A 16,951-nucleotide genomic window follows, 5' to 3' on the forward strand; every position below is an offset into this window, starting at 1 on the left:
ACCACGTCCGACCGTGCTCGCTCAAGGCGAGCGCCGACTCTTCGGGGTTTCGTCATCTTGAATTTGCACAACTGCCTTTTGGCAGTACTGCCACTTCCGGAATGGTGTGGGTCGTCGGCGGCCGAACTCCCCCCGGGCCGCCCCCGCACTCCCCGAACCGAGGAACCATGAAGCGGCACACCCACCTCCTGGTAGCAGCGGCCTGCACGGCCGCGCTCACGCTCACCGCCTGCTCCGCCTCCGACGACGCGATGTCCGGCAGCGGCGGCACCGCCGGGAACACCGGCGCGGCGGGCGACGGCCCGGCCGTGGACGGCGGCACCCTCAAGATCGGCCTGGACCGGCCGTTCACCAAGCTCGACCCCGCCGACGGCACCCTCACCTCGATGCCGATGATGATCCTCGCCAACGCCCTGTACGACCCGCTGATGGTCAACGGCGACAACGGCACCGTCCAGCCCTACCTCGCCAAGTCCTTCACCCCCGACGCGGACGCCAAGGTCTGGACCCTCGACCTGCACGAGGGCGTGAAGTTCAGCGACGGCAAGCCGCTGGACGCCCAGGCCGTCGCCGACCACGTCGCCCGGCTCAGCAAGCCGGAGAGCAAGTGCGCGTGCGCCGTCGACGCGGCCGCCATCGCCGCCACCGCCGTCACCGGACCGACCACCGTCAGCTTCACCCTCAAGTCTCCCGACGCCGGCTTCCCCAGCCTGTTCACCCGCTCCCTCGGCTACGTCTCCGAGGCACCGGCCGGGGACGCCCCCGCCGTCGGCTCCGGCCCGTACACGGTGGAGAGCGTGCAGCCCGGGGTCTCCGCCACCCTGACCCGCAACCCCGCCTACTGGGGCGCCAAGGGCCACGCCGACAAGCTCGTCTACCGGGTGCTGCCCGACGCCGACAGCCGCTACCAGTCGCTGCGCTCCGGCGACACCGACCTGGTCTGGACCGAGACGCCCAGTCAGCTCAAGCAGGCCGCCACCGACGGGCTGCGCACCGCCACCGGGCCCGGCTCCACCAGCACCGTCCTCTTCAACACCAAGGCCGCCCCCTTCGACGACGTGCGGGTCCGCCAGGCCGTCCAGTACGCGATCGACCGCGAGGCCGTCGAGAAGGTCGTCTACCTCGGCCAGGGCACCGTCTCCGACGGCCCGATCGGCTCCCGCTCCCCGTACCGGACGGACGCCCGGTACCCGGCCCGCGACGTGGCCAAGGCCCGCGCCCTGCTCGCCGAGGCCGGGCACCCCGACCTCGCCTTCGACTACCTCATCGACGGCCGCCCCGAGGGCCAGCAGCGGGCCACCGTGATCCAGCAGATGCTCGGCGAGGCCGGCATCAAGGTGACGATCAAGCCGCTCGACAGCGCGGGCCTCGGCACCGCGATGCTCCAGCGCAAGTTCCAGGTGATGGACTTCATCACCAGCATGTTCGGCGACACCGACACCGCGCTCGCCAGCCTCTACCTGCCGAACTCGCCCTACAACTTCACCGGCTGGTCCGACCCCGAGGCCCAGCAGGCGATCGCCGAGGGCCGCTCCTCGATCGACCCCGCCAAGCGCGGCGCGGCCTACAACCGGGCCGCCGCCCGGGTCGTCGGCGAGGCGCCGATGGTCTTCCTCACCGAGAACACCCTCGGCTTCGTCGGCGCCACCAAGGTCGGCGGGCTGCCCGACCTGTCCAAGCGCACCGTCCTCAACCTCTCCCCGGCCACCCTGTGGGTGAAGCGATGACCCCTCGCACCCGCACCGCGCTGCGGTACGGCGGGCAGCTCGGCCGCGCCGCGGCCGTCCTGCTGCTGGTCGCCCTCGGCGCCCTGACCCTGCCCCACCTGATGCCGGGCTCCCCCGCCGTCGCCGCCCTCGGCCCCACCGCCACCCCCGAGCAGATCTCCGTCTACGAGGCCGGACTCGGCCTGGACCGCAACGTGTTCGCCGCCACCTGGCAGTGGATCGGCGACGCCCTGCACGGTGACCTCGGCCACTCGCTGTCCACCGGCGCCGCCGTCACCACCGAACTCGCCGACCGCATCCCCGTCACCCTCGAACTCTTCCTCGCCGCCCAGGTGGTGGCACTCGCCATCGCCGTGCCCGTCGCCCTGGTCTCCGCCTGGCGGCCCGGCGGCCTCTTCGACCGGATCGCCACCGCCGGCACCTTCGCCTGGCTCGCCGTCCCCGGCTTCGCCCTCGGCCTGCTGCTCATCTGGATCGCCGCCGTGCAGCTGCGCATCCTGCCCGCCACCGGCTGGACCCCGTTCACCGAGGACCCGGCCGAGAACCTGCGCCACCTGGTGCTGCCCGCGCTCACCCTCGGCCTCACCGAGGCCGCCGTGTTCACCCGCGCCCTGCGCGGACAGCTGCTCGACACCCTCGACCAGCCGTACGTCGCCGCCGCCCGCAGCCGCGGCATGGGCACCACCCGGCTGCTGCTGCGCCGCGCCCTGCGGCCCTCCAGCCTGCCGCTGGTCACCCTGGTCGGGATCGGCATCGGCACCTCGCTGGGCGGCTCGGTGCTGGTCGAGTCGCTGTTCGCGGTGCCCGGCGTCGGCAGCCTGGCCTCCGGGGCCATCGCCGGCCGGGACTTCCCCGTCGTCCAGGCCGTGGTGGTGGTCAGCGCCGTCGGCGTGGTCGCGGCCACCCTCGCGGTCGACCTGCTGTACCGAACGATCGACCCGAGGATCGCCCATGACCACCGCTGAGACCGTGAGCACCGCCGCGAGCGCCGGCCCGGCCGCCGCGACCCCCGCGGCCCCCGCCGTCCGCACCGCCCGCCGCCGGCCCCCGGCCGGCGTGCTCGCCGCCGCGGCCTGGCTGGCCGTGGTCGCCCTCGCCGCCCTGCTGCTGCCGCTGCTGCCCGGCTTCGACCCGCTGCACGGCGACTTCGCCCACCCCGCCGCCGCCCCCGGGCCCGGCCACTGGCTGGGCACCGACGCCGCCGGACGGGACGTCCTGCAACGCACCGTCGCCGGGGCCCGCGCCTCCTTCACCGTCGCCGCCCTGACCATCCTGGTCGGCCTGCTCGGCGGCGGCGCGCTCGGCCTCGCCGCCGGCTGGTTCCGCGGCCCGGTCGACAAGGTGATCGGCTTCGCCACCGACCTGCTGATGTCCGTGCCCAGCCTGATCCTGGTGATGATCGTGGTCTCGCTGCGCGGCCCGAGCCTCACCGTGATCGGCACCCTGATCGGACTGTTGACCGTCCCGCACTTCACCCGGGTGGTGCGCGCCGTCGTGCTCTCGCTCAGCGAGCGCGGCTTCGTCCAGGCCGCCCGCATGCTCGGCACCACCCCGCTGCGCATCCTGCGCCGCGAGATCGTGCCGCACGTCGTGCCGATCGCCCTGACCTTCGCCTTCACCGCCACCACGGTCGCCATCGTCGCCGAGGGCTCGCTCAGCTTCCTCGGATTCGGGCTGCGCCCGCCGGAGCCCTCCTGGGGCGGCATCATCGCCGAGGGGCGTACCACGCTGGGCAGTTCGCCGTGGATCTCGCTGGCACCCGCCGCGGTGCTCTGCCTGACCGTCCTCGCCCTCAACTACCTCGGGGAGCACCTGCGCCCGGGGGGTCCCGCCGCCACGAAGCCGGCCGTCGCGAGGCGCGCCGCCAGGAAGTCCGGCACCACGAAGACCGCCGCGACGAAGACCGCCGCGACGAAGACCGCCGCCACGAAGGGAGTGCGCGGATGACCTCCGCCCCCGTCCTCGACGTCCGCTCGCTGGACGCCGTCCTGCACACCCCCGACGGCCGGACCCTGCACGTCCTGCACGGCGTCAGCCTCGCCATCGAGGCCGGCGAGTGCCTCGGCGTGGTCGGCGAGTCCGGCTCCGGCAAGTCCGTGCTCGCCCGCACCGTCCTCGGCGTCGAGTCCCGCACCACCAGGGCCGTCGCCACCGGCGAGATCCGGCTGCACGGCGAGGACCTGCTCGCCGCCACCCCCGCCCGCCGCGCCGCGCTGCTCGGCACCGGGATCGCCATGGTCCACCAGGACCCGATGACCTCGCTCAACCCCGTCGTCAGGATCGCCGACCAGGTCACCGAGTCCATCACCAACCGGCGTCGCCTCTCCCGGCGCGAACGGCTGCGCACCGCCACCGAGTTGCTCGCCGCCGTCGATGTCCCCGACCCCGCCCGGCGGGCCCGCGCCCACCCGCACGAGCTCTCCGGCGGCCTGCGCCAGCGGGTCGGCATCGCCGCCGCCCTGGCCGGCGAACCCGCCCTGCTGCTCGCCGACGAACCCACCACCGCCCTGGACGTCACCGTCCAGCGCACCGTCCTCGACCTGCTCGACCAGCACCGGCGCAGCCGCGGCCTCGCCACCCTGCTGATCACCCACGACATCGGCCTGCTGTACGGGCGGGCCCGGCGGATCGCCGTCATGTACGGCGGCCGGATCGTCGAGACCGGCCCCACCGAGGCCGTCACCCAGCACCCCCGCCACCCCTACACCGCGGCGCTGCTGCGCTCCGTCCCGAGGGTCACCGGCCCGCTGCGCCGCACCCTGCCCGCCATCCCCGGCTCACCTCCCGACCTCAGCAGGCCGACCCCCGGCTGCCCCTTCGCGCCGCGCTGCGAGCGGGCGACAGCGCTCTGCACCGAGACCGCGCCGCCCACCCACACCGCGGCGGACGGCCACACCGCCGACTGCCACTTCCCGCTCACCGTGCCCGGGGCCACGCCCGACGCCCCCGCCCCCTCGCCCGACGAACTGGAGTCCGTGGCATGACCACCGCCCCCGCAGCCGTCGCCCCCGACGTCGCCACTCCGGGAGAGGCCGTCCTGGAGGCCACCGGCCTCGCCGTCGTCCACCGCACCCGCTCCGGCCCGCTGCACGCCGTCAGCGGCGTCGACCTCACCCTGTACCCGCGCCGCACCCTCGCCCTGGTCGGCGAGTCCGGCTCCGGCAAGAGCAGCATCGCCAAGGCCCTGCTGCGGCTGCCCCCGCCCACCGCCGGCACCGTCACCCTGGACGGCACCGACCTCGCCACCCTCTCCCCGCGCGCCCTGCGGGCCGTCCGGCCGCGCCTCCAGATGGTCTTCCAGGACCCGGTGTCCTCGCTCAACCCGCGCCGCCGGGTCCGCGACCTGGTCGCCGAGTCCCTCGACGCCCACCCCGACCCGGCCCGTGACCGCGAGGAGACCGTCACCCGGCAGCTGGAGGCCGTCGGCCTGCCGCCCGCCCTGTTCGGCGACCGCCGGCCGAGCCAGCTCTCCGGCGGGCAGGCCCAACGGGTCGCCATCGCCCGGGCGCTGGCCGCCGAACCCCGGGTGCTGATCGCCGACGAGGCGGTCTCCGCGCTCGACGTCTCGGCCCAGGCCACCGTGCTCAACCTGCTGCGCGGCCTCACCGAGGAACGCGGGCTGGCCGGCCTCTTCATCTCCCACGACCTCGGCGTCGTCCGGGCGGTCAGCGACGAGGTGGCCGTGCTCCAGCTCGGCCGGATCTGCGAACGCGGCCCCACCGAGGCCGTCCTCGCCGCCCCGGCCCACCCCTACACCGCCGCCCTACTCGCCGCGGTGCCCGAACCCGGCCGCCCGCTGGGCGACACCGGGCTGCTCCCCGCCGACCCGCCCTCGCCGCTCGACCCCCCGTCCGGCTGCCGCTTCCGCACCCGCTGCCCGCTGGCCGACAGCCGCTGCGCCGGCGAGGAGCCGCGGTTGCGGGAGGTTAGCCCCGGCCGCGCGGTGGCCTGCCACCGCCCGCTGGTCGAGGCGGCCACCCAGGCCACCCAGTCCACGCAGGCCACCCGGGCCTGACCGGCGCGGGCGCGGCGCGGCCCCCGGTCCGGAGGCCGCGCCCGGCCGGGGCCCGTGCCGTTCCGGTCAGGCGGCGGACGGGACGGGGTCGCTGGTGAACAGGGCGCGCCGCTCGTCCTCGGTCAGACCGCCGCGGACGCCGTACGGCTCCCGGGTGGCGAGCGCGTGGCGGCGGCACTCCACCCGGACCTCGCAGCCGGCGCAGACCGCCTTGGCCTCCTCCTCCCGCTCCCTGGCGGCGGCGCCCGCCTCCTCCGCGGAGCGGTCGAAGAGGCCGCTGTCGGCGCTGCCACAGGCTCCGGCCGCCTCCCGGCTCCAGGGCTGGTCCGGTACGACGGGCGGGCGGGAGAGGTCGGACACGGCGGTTCCTTCCGATCGGGGTACGCGGGTGTCCCGCTCGTCTAACCCCGTCGCGCCCGTTCATGCCTCTTTCCCCCGGGCCGGCTGGTGGCGAAGGAGCGGGGCATGCCTTCGCCGTCCGGGGGCAGGAGGGCGGTCACACCGCCTATCCGAGGAGGTCCAACCATGATCCCGCTCCTGCTGGTCCTGCTGCTCGCCCTGATCCTGTTCGGCGCCGGCTTCGCCCTGAAGGTGCTCTGGTGGGCAGCCGTCATCGTGCTCGTCGTGTGGCTGCTCGGCTTCATCGCCCGGGGCACGACCACAGCCGGCGGACGGGGCCGCTGGTACCGCTGGTAGCCGCTCGCCGGACGGGGCGCCCGTGGTCGCGGGCGCCCCGTCGGCATGGACCACCGGGTCCGGCGGCGGCCCCGGGCCGCACGGCGTCGGCGACCGGCTCCGCCACCAGCAGCACGACGGCCGGGTGGACATCGGGCACGTACCAGTCCCCCACCACCTCGGCGGTGAAGCCCCTGGCCCGGGCGACCGGCCTCGGCACTGCGGCCGGCGTCAGCCGTCTGCGCCGGCCGCCGACGGGCAGGGCCGGGCAGGGCCGCCGCGGCTCACCGTCCAGGGTCCCCCGGCCCGTCGTCATGTGAGGCCGCCCCTTCGGATCGACGGCGGTGTCGCGTGCTGCCCGGTTTCCCCCGCGCACGCGGGACCATGACCGTCCGCCGGCTCCCGCGGTGCCCGCCGGGGATCTCCCGGCTCAGCGGGTCAGGGCCTCCTCGGCGGACTCCGCCGTGAAGGTTCCATGGAGAACGTTCGTACACCTCGGGTGCGCCACCGAACCGCCCACCCCACCGTGACCTCCGGCCGTTTCGGGCCGGTCAAGGCCTGCGATAGCCTCCGAACGGGTACACACCATACTTGACACCTCGAACCACGGCTGGGTCCATCCGGTCCGCTCCGCGGTGCCCACGCCCGGAGGCGGCCCGTCGGCCCGGCGTTCTACGGAGGCGACGTTTTCGATGGCCGGCCCGACCCTGTCCGACGACCCGCGGGACCGCCCTCAGGACGGGCCGGCCGTCGCGCTGGTGAACGAGCCCGAGCTGCGGCAGCTGCTGGCGGGGCTGACGGCCGTGCGGGACGGTGACTTCAGCACCGAACTGCCCAGCGACGCGGACGGGCTGCTCGGTGAGATCGCCACCGTGTTCAACGGGATGGTCGACCAGCTGTCGCACTTCACCTCGGAGGTGACCCGGGTGGCCCGCGAGGTCGGCACCGAGGGACGCCTCGGCGGCCAGGCGCAGGTGCCGGGGGTGTCGGGCACCTGGGCGGACCTCACCGACTCGGTCAACGCCATGGCCGGGAACCTCACCTGGCAGGTGCGCAACATCGCCCAGGTGACCACGGCGGTGGCGCGCGGGGACCTCACCCAGAAGATCGAGGTCGACGCGCGCGGCGAGATCCTGGAGCTCAAGGACACCGTCAACACGATGGTCGACCAGCTGTCCTCGTTCGCCGGGGAGGTGACCCGGGTGGCCCGCGAGGTCGGCACCGAGGGACGGCTCGGCGGCCAGGCCAGGGTCGAGGGCGTCTCGGGAACGTGGCGCGACCTGACCGACTCGGTGAACTCCATGGCCGGCAACCTGACCGGCCAGGTCCGCGCCATCGCCCAGGTCGCCACGGCGGTGGCCGAGGGCGACCTCACCCAGAAGATCACCGTCTCCGCCCGGGGCGAGATCCTGGAGCTGAAGACCACCATCAACACGATGGTCGACCAGCTGTCCTCGTTCGCCGACGAGGTGACCCGGGTGGCCCGCGAGGTCGGCACCGAGGGGCGCCTCGGCGGCCAGGCCAGGGTCGAGGGCGTCTCCGGCACCTGGAAACGACTCACCGCGAACGTCAACGAGCTGGCCGGCAACCTCACCCGGCAGGTCCGCGCCATCGCCGAGGTCACCGGTGCCGTCACCGCAGGGGACCTGACCCGCTCGATCACCGTGGACGCCTCCGGCGAGGTCGCCGACCTCAAGGACAACATCAACGCCATGGTGGAGTCCCTGCGCGAGACCACCCGCGCCAACGAGGAACAGGACTGGCTCAAGACCAACCTCGCCCGCTTCTCCGCGCTGATGCAGGGCAGGCGCGACCTCGCGGTCGTCGCCGAGTCCGTCATGGACGAACTCGCCCCGCTGGTCGGCGGGCAGTGCGGCGCCTTCTACCTCGCCGAGGACAGCCAGGACGGCACCGTACTGCGGCTGGTCGGCTCCTACGCGTTCCCCGACGGCGAGCGCCCGACCCGCTTCCGGCTCGGCGAGTCCTTCGTCGGCCAGGCCGCGCGCAGCCGGCGGATCATCGCCGTCGACGCCCTTCCGCCGGACTACCTGGCCGCGTCCTCCGGCCTCGGCCGCACCGAGTCGCTGTCGCTGATCGTGCTGCCGATCGTGGTCGAGGAGCAGGTGCTGGGCGTCATGGAGCTGGCCTCGGTCCGGCCGTTCACCCAGGTCCACCGGGACTTCCTGGGCCGGCTCATGGAGACCATCGGCGTCAACGTCAACACCATCATCGCCAGCGCCCGCACCGACGAACTCCTCGGCGAGTCCCAGCGGCTCACCACCGAACTCCGGGCCAGGTCCGCGGAGCTACAGGCACGCCAGGAGGAACTCCAGGCCTCCAACGCCGAGTTGGAGGAGAAGGCGGAACTCCTCGCCGCCCAGAAGGGCGACATCGAGACCAAGAACCTGGAGATCGAACAGGCCCGCCAGGAGCTGGAGGAGCGCGCCCACCAGCTGTCGCTCGCCTCGAAGTACAAGTCCGAGTTCCTGGCCAACATGAGCCACGAGCTGCGCACCCCGCTCAACAGCCTGCTCATCCTCGCCCAGCTGCTCGCCCAGAACCCCACCAGGAACCTGACCGCCAAGCAGGTCGAGTACGCCGGCATCATCCACTCCGCCGGATCCGACCTGCTCCAGCTCATCAACGACATCCTCGACCTCTCCAAGGTCGAGGCCGGGAAGATGGACCTCAACATCGAGGCCGTGCCGCTGCAGGCGCTGCTCGACTACGTCGAGGCCACCTTCCGCCCCATGACCAGCCAGAAGAACCTCGCCTTCGCGGTCCGGACGGCCGACCGGGTCCCGACCGAACTCCCCACCGACGACTACCGGTTGCGCCAGGTGCTGCGCAACCTGCTGTCCAACGCCGTCAAGTTCACCGAGCAGGGCCGGGTCGGTCTGCACATCGCGCCCGCCGACGAGACGGAGATCCCCGAGGGCGTCCGCCGCGACGGCCCCGTGCTCGCCTTCCGGGTCACCGACACCGGCATCGGCATCGCCCCCCAGCACCTGGAGACCGTCTTCGGCGCCTTCCAGCAGGCCGACGGCACCACCAGCCGCAAGTACGGCGGCACCGGGCTCGGCCTGTCGATCAGCCGGGAGATCGCCTTCCTGCTCGGTGGCGCGATCACCGTGGAGAGCACCCCGGGCCGGGGAAGCAGCTTCACCCTCTTCCTCCCCGCCGAACGCCCCGACCTCTCCGCGAACGGCACCGGCACGACGCCCGGGGCGCTCGAAGGCCGTGCGCCGGAGCCCTCGGCGGACACCGGGCACGGTCCGGACCACCCCGCCGCCCCCGGCCGCCCGCGGCGCCTGCTCGTGGTGGAGGGCCGCCCCAACGGTCTGCTCTCCCTGGTCGCCGAGAACGCCGTCGACGACCTCGCCCGCTACTCGGACGGGCAGCGGAGGGTCGAGATCGTCACCGCGGTCGGCGCCCAGGAGGCCGCCACCGCCCTGGCCACCGCGCCGTGCCACTGCGTCGTCCTGGAACTGGGCCTGCCCGACGGGACGGCCGTGACCCTCCTGGAGGAGATGGAGGGCGATCCCGCCCTGTCCACCGTCCCGGTGCTGGCCCACGACAACCGGGGCGTCACCGCGGAGCAGGAACACGCGGCGAGCCGCGAGGGCTCGCGGCCCCTGGAACTCATCTCCAGCCTCGACGAGCTGCGCGAACGCATCGCGCTGCACATGAGCGCCGACCGGCCGGGGAACGTCGTGCAGCTGGTGCGCGACACCGGCCGCAGGCCCGCCTGGAGCCCCGGGGCCGACCCGGTGCTCTCCGGGCGCACCGCGCTGGTGGTCGACGACGACGACCGCAACCTGTACGCGATCACCAGCATCCTGGAACTGCACGGCATGAACGTCCTCCAGGCCGAGAACGGGCGCGCCGCGCTCGAAGCGCTCGCCGTCCACCCGGGGATCGACGTGATCCTGATGGACGTGATGATGCCGGAGATGGACGGCTACTCCGCCACCGCGGCGATCCGCGCCATGCCCGAGCACGAGGGGCTGCCGATCATCGCGGTGACCGCCAAGGCCATGGTCGGCGACCGGGAGAAGAGCCTGGCGTCGGGAGCCAGCGACTACATCACCAAGCCGGTCGACTCCGACGAGGTGATCAGCCGGATCAGGCACAACCTCGCCCGCTGACCGCCTCCCGCGATCCAGACCCCAGGAGCCACGACCGTGCAGCAGCCACCGGACCGGTCCGCCACCGGCCGCCCCCCGTCGGCCGGACCGGCCGCCGGCCCCGCGCGGGTCGGACCGCAACGGAGCGCCACCGCCCCGGGGGCGCCGAGCGCGGCGGGGGCGCCCGGCCTCCGGGAGGCCGAGCGCGAGGCGACGGCGGTCGGCCGGCTCGCCGGCACGGTCGAGCGGCTGCGGCTGGAGCTGGACCACGCCCAGGCCCACTCGGCAGGTCGGGCCGTGGTCGAGATGGCCGTCGGCGTGCTCGTGGAACGCCTGCGGTGCGGCCCCACCGAGGCGGGCAGGCAGCTGGAGACCCTCGCCGAGCAGGCCGGGGTGTCGGTCCTGGCGCTCGCCGCCGACCTGGTCAACCAGTCCGCGTCGGACGAGATCTCCGCACTCGCCCGCGGCTTCGTCGCCGGTGCGTCGGTCCCGCCCGCGGAGCCGGTGGCCGTCCGGCTCCGGAGCACCGAGGCGGACGCCCTCGCGGGCGGTGACGCCCCGGCGGCCGCCCGCTCGATGCTGGAGCACGCGCTCCGGCCGCTCGGCGTGGCCGCCGTCGCCGTCTGGGCGGCCCACCCCGACCTCTCGCTGTCGCTGGCGGGCAGTGCCGGCTTCCACGAGGAGGAGGCCCGCCGCTGGCGTCACGTCCCACCGGGCGTGCCGACCCCGGCCCGCCGGGCCCTCGACGAGCGCTCGGCCATCGGCTACCCGACGCTCGCCGAGGCCTCGCTGCCGTCGATCGGCCAGCACGAGATCCGCGGCGGCCGGCTGGCCGTCCCGGCCGGCACCGGCGGCCGGCTCATCGGTGTCCTGGAGATCTGCTGGCACGACGCGCTGCCCGAGCAGTCCCAGTCGCTCCAGCGGCAGTTCGAGGCGCTCGCGGAGCTGGCCGCCGCCACGCTGGACTCCCGGAGCGGCCAGGAGCTCTCCGCCCCCGGCCTCGCCGACCGGGAGTTCGGCGAACTGCGGCAGCTGGTCGACGGCCTCCTCGACCCGTGCCTGGTCCTGCGGCTGTCACCCGACGGCGACGGCCACCCGCCGCACTTCGTGATCCGGCACGTCAATCCGGCCTTCGTCGACTTCGCCGGCCGGCCGACCAGTGCCATCGCGGGCACCCGCCTGCTGGAGGCGTACCCGCTGGCGGCCGAACCCGGCGGCCTGGCCGAGAAGGTCGAGCACGTCCTCGCCACCGGGGAGCCCTTCCGCACCCACGACATGCGGCTCGCCGCCGTGGTCGACGGCGTGCGGCTGACCGCCGGGGCCCGGGTGAGCATCAGCCGGACCGGCACCCACCTGGCGGTCGTCTGGCGCCTCGACGACGGCACCCCGAGGGTCGCCCGGCTGCTCCAGCACGCCCAGCGGCTCGGCCGGATCGGCGGCTTCGAGGAGAACCTGCGGACCCGCCGGATCGCCTGGAACGAGACCCTGTACGAGTTGCACGGGCTGCCGCCCACCGCGCCGCCGATCGCCCTGGACCAGCTGGCCGAGCACGCCCACCCGGACGACCGGCACACCATCGGCCGGTTCCTGCGCACCCTGCTGCACCACCGGCGTCCGGCCTCCACCGCGTTCCGCCTCCAGCGCCCCGACGGCGTCACCCGGCACATCCGCGTCGTGGCGGAGCCCGTCCCCACGCCCGGCAGCGACCTGCGGCTCGTCCGCGGCGCCTACCAGGACATCTCCGCCCAGCACTGGACGGAGGTCGCCCTGGCCGCCACCCGTGACCAGCTGGCCCAGAGCGAGCAGCAGGCCGCGGAACGCAGCCGCCTCGCCCTCCAGCTCCAGCACGCCATCATGCCGCCCGCCCGCGGCCCGCTGGACCTGCACGACCTGCGGGTCGCCGTCCGCTACCGTCCGGCCGAGAAGGGCCACCTGGTCGGCGGGGACTGGTACGACGCGCTCACCCTACCCACCGGGGACGTGCTGCTGTGCGTGGGCGACGTCGCCGGGCACGGCATCGAGGCCGCCACCGGCATGGTCGCCCTGCGCAACGCGCTGCGCGGCCTGGCCGCCACCGGTGCCGGGCCGGCCCAGCTGCTGAGCTGGCTCAACAGCGTCACCCACCACCTCACCGACAACGTCACCGCCACCGCGGTCTGCGGCCTCTACGAGCCCGGGACCCGCCGGCTCCGCTGGGCCCGGGCCGGCCATCCGCCGCCGGTCCTGCTGCGCGGCGGGCACGCGACGACCCTCCCGCAGCTGGGCGGCATCCTCCTCGGGGCGGTGGACCACGCGGACTACGCGGAGGGCGAGCTGGCCCTGGCGGCCGGGGACACCCTGGTGATGTACACCGACGGGCTGATCGAGCGTCGCGACGAGTCCCTCCAGGCGTCCCTGACCAGCCTGATGGCGCTCACCGAGCAGGCGCACAGCGGGTCGGCCGCGGGGGCCGACGGCCTGGAGGAGCACCTGGACCACCTGCTGCGGTACAGCAGCGCCGACACGGACGACGACACCTGCCTGGTCGGGGTGGCGGTCCGGTAGCCCGGGCCGCCACCGGCCTCCGGCCGGCCCGGCCGGCCCCGGTCGGTCAGGACGCGACCGACGGGCGGTACACGGTCAGCCCGGCCGGCTTCTTGGACAGCCGCAGCGCGCCGCGGGCGGGAACGCTCTCGCCGTCGACGGCGATCCGGTCGGCGTCGCCGAGGAAGTCCAGCTCCAGGGCGCTCAGCCGGGCCGTCCGGTAGACCCGGGAGCGGTGCAGGGTGCCGGACAGGAACGCGGCGGCCAGCCGGGCGCGGGCGAAGGGCCGCCCGCCGTCGACGACCCGGACGTCGAGTTCCCCGTCCGCCAGGGCGGCGCGGTGGGTGGGGGCGAATCCGGCCGGTTCGTACGCCCCGTTGCCTGCGAACAGCAGCCACAGCCGGTGCGGGCGGCCGCCGGCGTGGACGGTGACCGGTTCGGCGGTCGGCAGCAGCCTGGCGACGGCCACCGCGAGGGCCGGCCACTTGCCGAGGCGCTTCTCCAACCGCTCCCGCTCGTGGACGAGTTCGGGGTAGATGCCGAGACTGAAGGTGTTGACGAAGGTCCGGGTGCCGGTGCCGTCGGTGGCCAGTCCGAGGTCCACGCCGGCCGCGGTGCCGGCCTCGACGGCCCCGGCGGTGGCCTCGTGGGTGGTGGCGCCGAGGTCGAGCGCGAAGTGGTTGAGGGTGCCGCCGGGGAAGACCGCCAGCGGCAGGGCGCGCTCGACGGCCAGCGCCGCGGCCAGGTTGACGCTGCCGTCGCCGCCGCACACCCCGAGCGCGCCGCCGGCCCGGTCGGCCCGGTCGGCGGCCTCGGCCAGCAGCTTCGGCAGGTCGTCCTCGGGACCGCACACCCGGACGTCCGCCTCGGGCAGCAGTGCGCGCAGCTTCTCGGCCGTCTCCTCGGGACCGGGGGTGAGCGGGGAACCGTTGCCGGAGCCGGAGTTGACCACCACCGACAGGCCCAGTCCGCGCGGCAGGGCCGGGGCCGGGGAGGTGGCCGGGGCGGCCGGCGGCGGCACGTCGGAGGAGCGCGGCCACCAGCGCAGGGTCGTGGCGGCGGCGGCCGTCCCCAGCGCGGCGCCCGCCAGGACGTCGCCCGGGTAGTGCGCCCCGGTGTAGACGCGGGAGAACGCCACCGCCGCGGCGACCGGCGCGACGGCCGCTCCCAGCAGCGGGGACTCGATCGCCACGCCGGTGGCGAAGGCGGCCGCGGAGGCTGCGTGGCCGGAGGGGAAGGAGGTGGTGAAGGGCCGGCGCAGCAGCCTGCGCACCGACGGCACGCCGTCCAGCGCCGGGCGGGGCCGGCGGGTGGCGTGCTTGGCGACGGTGTTGGCGGTGGTCGAGGCGATCGCTAGCGCGCCGAGCCCGCGCAGCGCGGCGCGCCGGCCGCGGCGTCCGCCGACCGCGCCGAGGACGGCGGCGGTGCCCATCCACAGCACGCCGTGGTCGGCGGCCCGGCTCAGCCCCCGCAGCCACGGGCGGGTGCCGTGCCAGGGCGCGGCGGCGACGCGGTCGAACAGGGCCCGGTCGATGGCGTCGAGTCGTGTGGTCCCCAGTCGTGTCATCCGACGAGCCTAACCGAGGCCCCGGAACGCGGTCGGGCGCCGCCGACGGCGTGTTCGAACGGGCCCCGGTGCGGGTCCGGCCGCGGGGCCGGCGTGCTGCGCTCGGCGTGGGGTGCCGTTCGGACGCCGTCGACACCTGCCAACCGCCACCCCGGTCACGGGTGGCGCGCGCCGGGCCGGGGCCTCACCCGCGCACCGGCCCGGCGCGCCTCACCGCGCGCCTCAGCTGACGCCGGCGGCCTGAAGCGCGGCCGAGACGACCGCGGCGGTGTTCCGCTGGCCGGCCGCGTTCGGGTGGAACGGCACGTAGGGGCCGGCCGGGATCAGCGGCTCGACCCACCGGACGGACGCGCTCTTGCAGGCGTCGTGCCCGAGGCTCGGGGTGTAGGTGTCGACGTACGTGGCGCCGTTGTTCTGCGCCACCCGCTTCAGGGTGTCGTTGAGGACCTTCTCGACGTTGTTCAGGTAGACGATGTCCTTGGTGGTGATGAGGATCTGCGGCTTGCAGCTGCCGCTCGTCGGCAGGATGCTCGGGTAGCCGACGACGAAGACCTTGGCCTGCGGCGAGAGCTGGTGGATCCGCTGGACGGACGCGGCGATGTTCGGCTCGCTCGCGGCGATGGCGTCGGTGAAGGTCGACTTGTACTTGTCCGCGCACGGGGAGCCGAGGTTCAGCCAGTCGGCCGCGCCGAGGATCTCGCAGCCCTGGACGGCGGTGCTGAAGGTGTTGTTGTCGTTGCCGCCGATGCCCAGGGTGACCACCGAGGTGGCCGGGGTCAGCGCGTTGAACTGCGGCGGGGAGTCCGCCGACTGGGCGTTCGACAGGTCGGAGGTCGCGGCGCCGGAGCAGCTGACGTCGACCAGCGGCAGCCCGAGGGTCTGGGCCACGACGTGCGGGTAGTTGTCGGTGCTCTGCGCACAGGACGACGGCGTGCCCGGCGAAGCCAGGGGCAGTGTGCCGACGGCGGTGTAGGAGTCACCCAGGGCGACGTAGCCGCCTGATCCCGCCGCCTGGGCCGGGGCGGCCGCGGCCAGCGCGGTGGTGAGGGCGAGGCAGGCCGCGGCGGCGAGGCCGGCGGTCTTGATGGAGGTCATCGAGGTCTCTTCCCGTTCGAGTGACGACAGGTCAGCAGGCGGGAGGGCACCGTGGAACGTGCGATGCCCACCGCCGGGTGGCTGTGCAGGTCCCACAGGGGCTCCGGCCGGACATCCGGACGTCCGGATGCGGCAGCTGCCGTCCGCTGCGCGGTCGCATCCGGCCGAACGGCGGGAGGACTCCACGGATGCGGACCAGGACCGGCCCCTCGCCGCTGATTGTGCCTCAGATTTCTTGATCTACACGGTAGTTGCGGGAAGCAGGGGGACCCCTAAACCTTCCGTCGGGGGCCCGCGGCACGGGTGGTCACACGCCGCGGGCCCGGCCCGGTCAGGCCGGATCGGCGGCGCCGGTCGCACCGGCGCCGGCGGTCGAGGCAGCGAACAGGCTGGACACCGAGCCGTCGTCCGCGACGACGTCGCGCAGGTGCCGGAAGCCCAGCCGCCGGGACAGCGCCAGGCTAGGGGTGTTCTCCGCGCCCACCAGGCCGTACACCTCCTTGAGCCCCAGTTCCTCCCCGGAGTAGCGGATCAGCCCGCGAACCACCTCGCTGCCCAGTCCCCGGCCCCAGAACTCCGGGGCCAGCGCCGTCACCAGTTCGTGGCCGTCGACGTTCCCGGCCCGCTTCACCTCGGCGTGGCCCGCGTACGTCCCGTCCGCCCACAGGCCCCAGACGTCGAAGAGGTTCCTGGGGTAGACGTCGGACAGGATCGCCCGGAACAGCGTGCGGATGTCCGGCTCGGGCACGAGGTCCTGGCCCATCCAGCGGCACACGTCCGCGTTGCGCAGCAGGGAGACGAAGGCGTCCTCGTCGTCGGTCCGGTAGGGGATGAACTCCAGGTGTTCGGTGCGCAGCGGAGGGGTCATGGTGCTCTCCTCGGTGTTGTGGTGGTTCGGTGGTGCAGCGGCCGGACGGGGCCGGACGGCGCGTGGCGCGACCGGCGGCCCCGTCCCGACGGCCGGTCAGGCTCCGGCGTTCTCCATGCGCTCGCGCAGGCTCTTCGGGCGCATGTCGGTCCACACCTCGTCGACGTAGGCGGTGCACTCGGCTTCGGTGCCCTCCGTGCCGACGGGCTGCCAGCCGGCCGGTACCTCCAGGTCGGCGGGCCAGAGGGAGTACTGCTCCTCGTCGTTGCGCAGCACCTGGTAGCGGGTGTTCTCGTCCATGTCGGTCTCCTTCGTCATCGTCGGTCGGTGGTGGATCCGGTAGGGGTGTCGGGT

13 protein-coding genes are annotated in these 16,951 nt (G+C 74.6%); 8 read left to right on the forward strand and 5 right to left on the reverse strand.

Features of this window, described 5'->3' with window-relative positions; translation table 11 throughout:
* Positions 1-167: 167 nt before the first annotated feature.
* From ACZ7C5_RS13705 to ACZ7C5_RS13725, 5 genes are read left to right on the forward strand one after another with little or no spacing between them, the layout of a single operon-like run.
* Entirely contained in the window at positions 168-1,727 is a 1,560-nt protein-coding gene (locus tag ACZ7C5_RS13705; protein WP_401082473.1) for an ABC transporter substrate-binding protein, read from the forward strand.
* Entirely contained in the window at positions 1,724-2,692 is a 969-nt protein-coding gene (locus ACZ7C5_RS13710; protein WP_401082476.1) for an ABC transporter permease, read from the forward strand. The genes ACZ7C5_RS13705 and ACZ7C5_RS13710 overlap by 4 nt, the downstream gene beginning before the upstream one ends.
* Entirely contained in the window at positions 2,679-3,674 is a 996-nt protein-coding gene (locus ACZ7C5_RS13715) for an ABC transporter permease (RefSeq protein WP_401082479.1), read from the forward strand. The genes ACZ7C5_RS13710 and ACZ7C5_RS13715 overlap by 14 nt, the downstream gene beginning before the upstream one ends.
* Complete coding sequence (locus tag ACZ7C5_RS13720) at positions 3,671-4,711, forward strand: ABC transporter ATP-binding protein (RefSeq protein ID WP_401082482.1); 1,041 nt, start codon at positions 3,671-3,673, stop codon at positions 4,709-4,711. The genes ACZ7C5_RS13715 and ACZ7C5_RS13720 overlap by 4 nt, the downstream gene beginning before the upstream one ends.
* The gene (locus ACZ7C5_RS13725; protein WP_470322641.1) at positions 4,708-5,742 is read left to right on the forward strand and encodes an ABC transporter ATP-binding protein; all 1,035 of its coding nucleotides are present in this window, start codon (positions 4,708-4,710) and stop codon (positions 5,740-5,742) included. Before ACZ7C5_RS13720 ends, ACZ7C5_RS13725 begins: the two co-directional genes overlap by 4 nt.
* A gap of 66 nt (positions 5,743-5,808) precedes the next feature.
* Here ACZ7C5_RS13725 and ACZ7C5_RS13730 read toward each other — a convergent pair whose 3' ends face one another.
* A complete protein-coding gene (locus ACZ7C5_RS13730) occupies positions 5,809-6,102 on the reverse strand; it encodes a WhiB family transcriptional regulator (RefSeq protein ID WP_401082487.1) in 294 nt (97 codons plus the stop codon).
* A gap of 165 nt (positions 6,103-6,267) precedes the next feature.
* Here ACZ7C5_RS13730 and ACZ7C5_RS13735 point away from each other — a divergent pair, with 165 nt between their 5' ends.
* From ACZ7C5_RS13735 to ACZ7C5_RS13745, 3 genes are all read left to right on the forward strand, one after another.
* Entirely contained in the window at positions 6,268-6,438 is a 171-nt protein-coding gene (locus ACZ7C5_RS13735) for a hydrophobic protein (protein ID WP_401082490.1), read from the forward strand.
* A 671-nt stretch (positions 6,439-7,109) separates the two neighbouring features.
* Entirely contained in the window at positions 7,110-10,565 is a 3,456-nt protein-coding gene (locus ACZ7C5_RS13740) for a HAMP domain-containing protein (protein ID WP_470322642.1), read from the forward strand.
* A gap of 36 nt (positions 10,566-10,601) precedes the next feature.
* Entirely contained in the window at positions 10,602-13,088 is a 2,487-nt protein-coding gene (locus ACZ7C5_RS13745; protein ID WP_470322643.1) for a SpoIIE family protein phosphatase, read from the forward strand.
* A gap of 46 nt (positions 13,089-13,134) precedes the next feature.
* Here ACZ7C5_RS13745 and ACZ7C5_RS13750 read toward each other — a convergent pair whose 3' ends face one another.
* From ACZ7C5_RS13750 to ACZ7C5_RS13765, 4 genes are all read right to left on the reverse strand, one after another.
* Positions 13,135-14,634 (reverse strand): bifunctional phosphatase PAP2/diacylglycerol kinase family protein, encoded by a 1,500-nt coding sequence (locus ACZ7C5_RS13750; RefSeq protein WP_401082495.1) that lies wholly within the window; start codon positions 14,632-14,634, stop codon positions 13,135-13,137.
* 222 nt (positions 14,635-14,856) lie between these two features.
* Entirely contained in the window at positions 14,857-15,729 is an 873-nt protein-coding gene (locus ACZ7C5_RS13755; protein ID WP_401082497.1) for an SGNH/GDSL hydrolase family protein, read from the reverse strand.
* A gap of 331 nt (positions 15,730-16,060) precedes the next feature.
* On the reverse strand, positions 16,061-16,597 hold the full coding sequence (locus ACZ7C5_RS13760; RefSeq protein ID WP_401082500.1) for a GNAT family N-acetyltransferase: 537 nt from the start codon (positions 16,595-16,597) through the stop codon (positions 16,061-16,063).
* A gap of 96 nt (positions 16,598-16,693) precedes the next feature.
* Complete coding sequence (locus ACZ7C5_RS13765) at positions 16,694-16,897, reverse strand: MbtH family protein (protein WP_363384014.1); 204 nt, start codon at positions 16,895-16,897, stop codon at positions 16,694-16,696.
* Positions 16,898-16,951: the final 54 nt, after the last annotated feature.

Source organism: Kitasatospora sp. NPDC036993 (genome assembly GCF_055607525.1).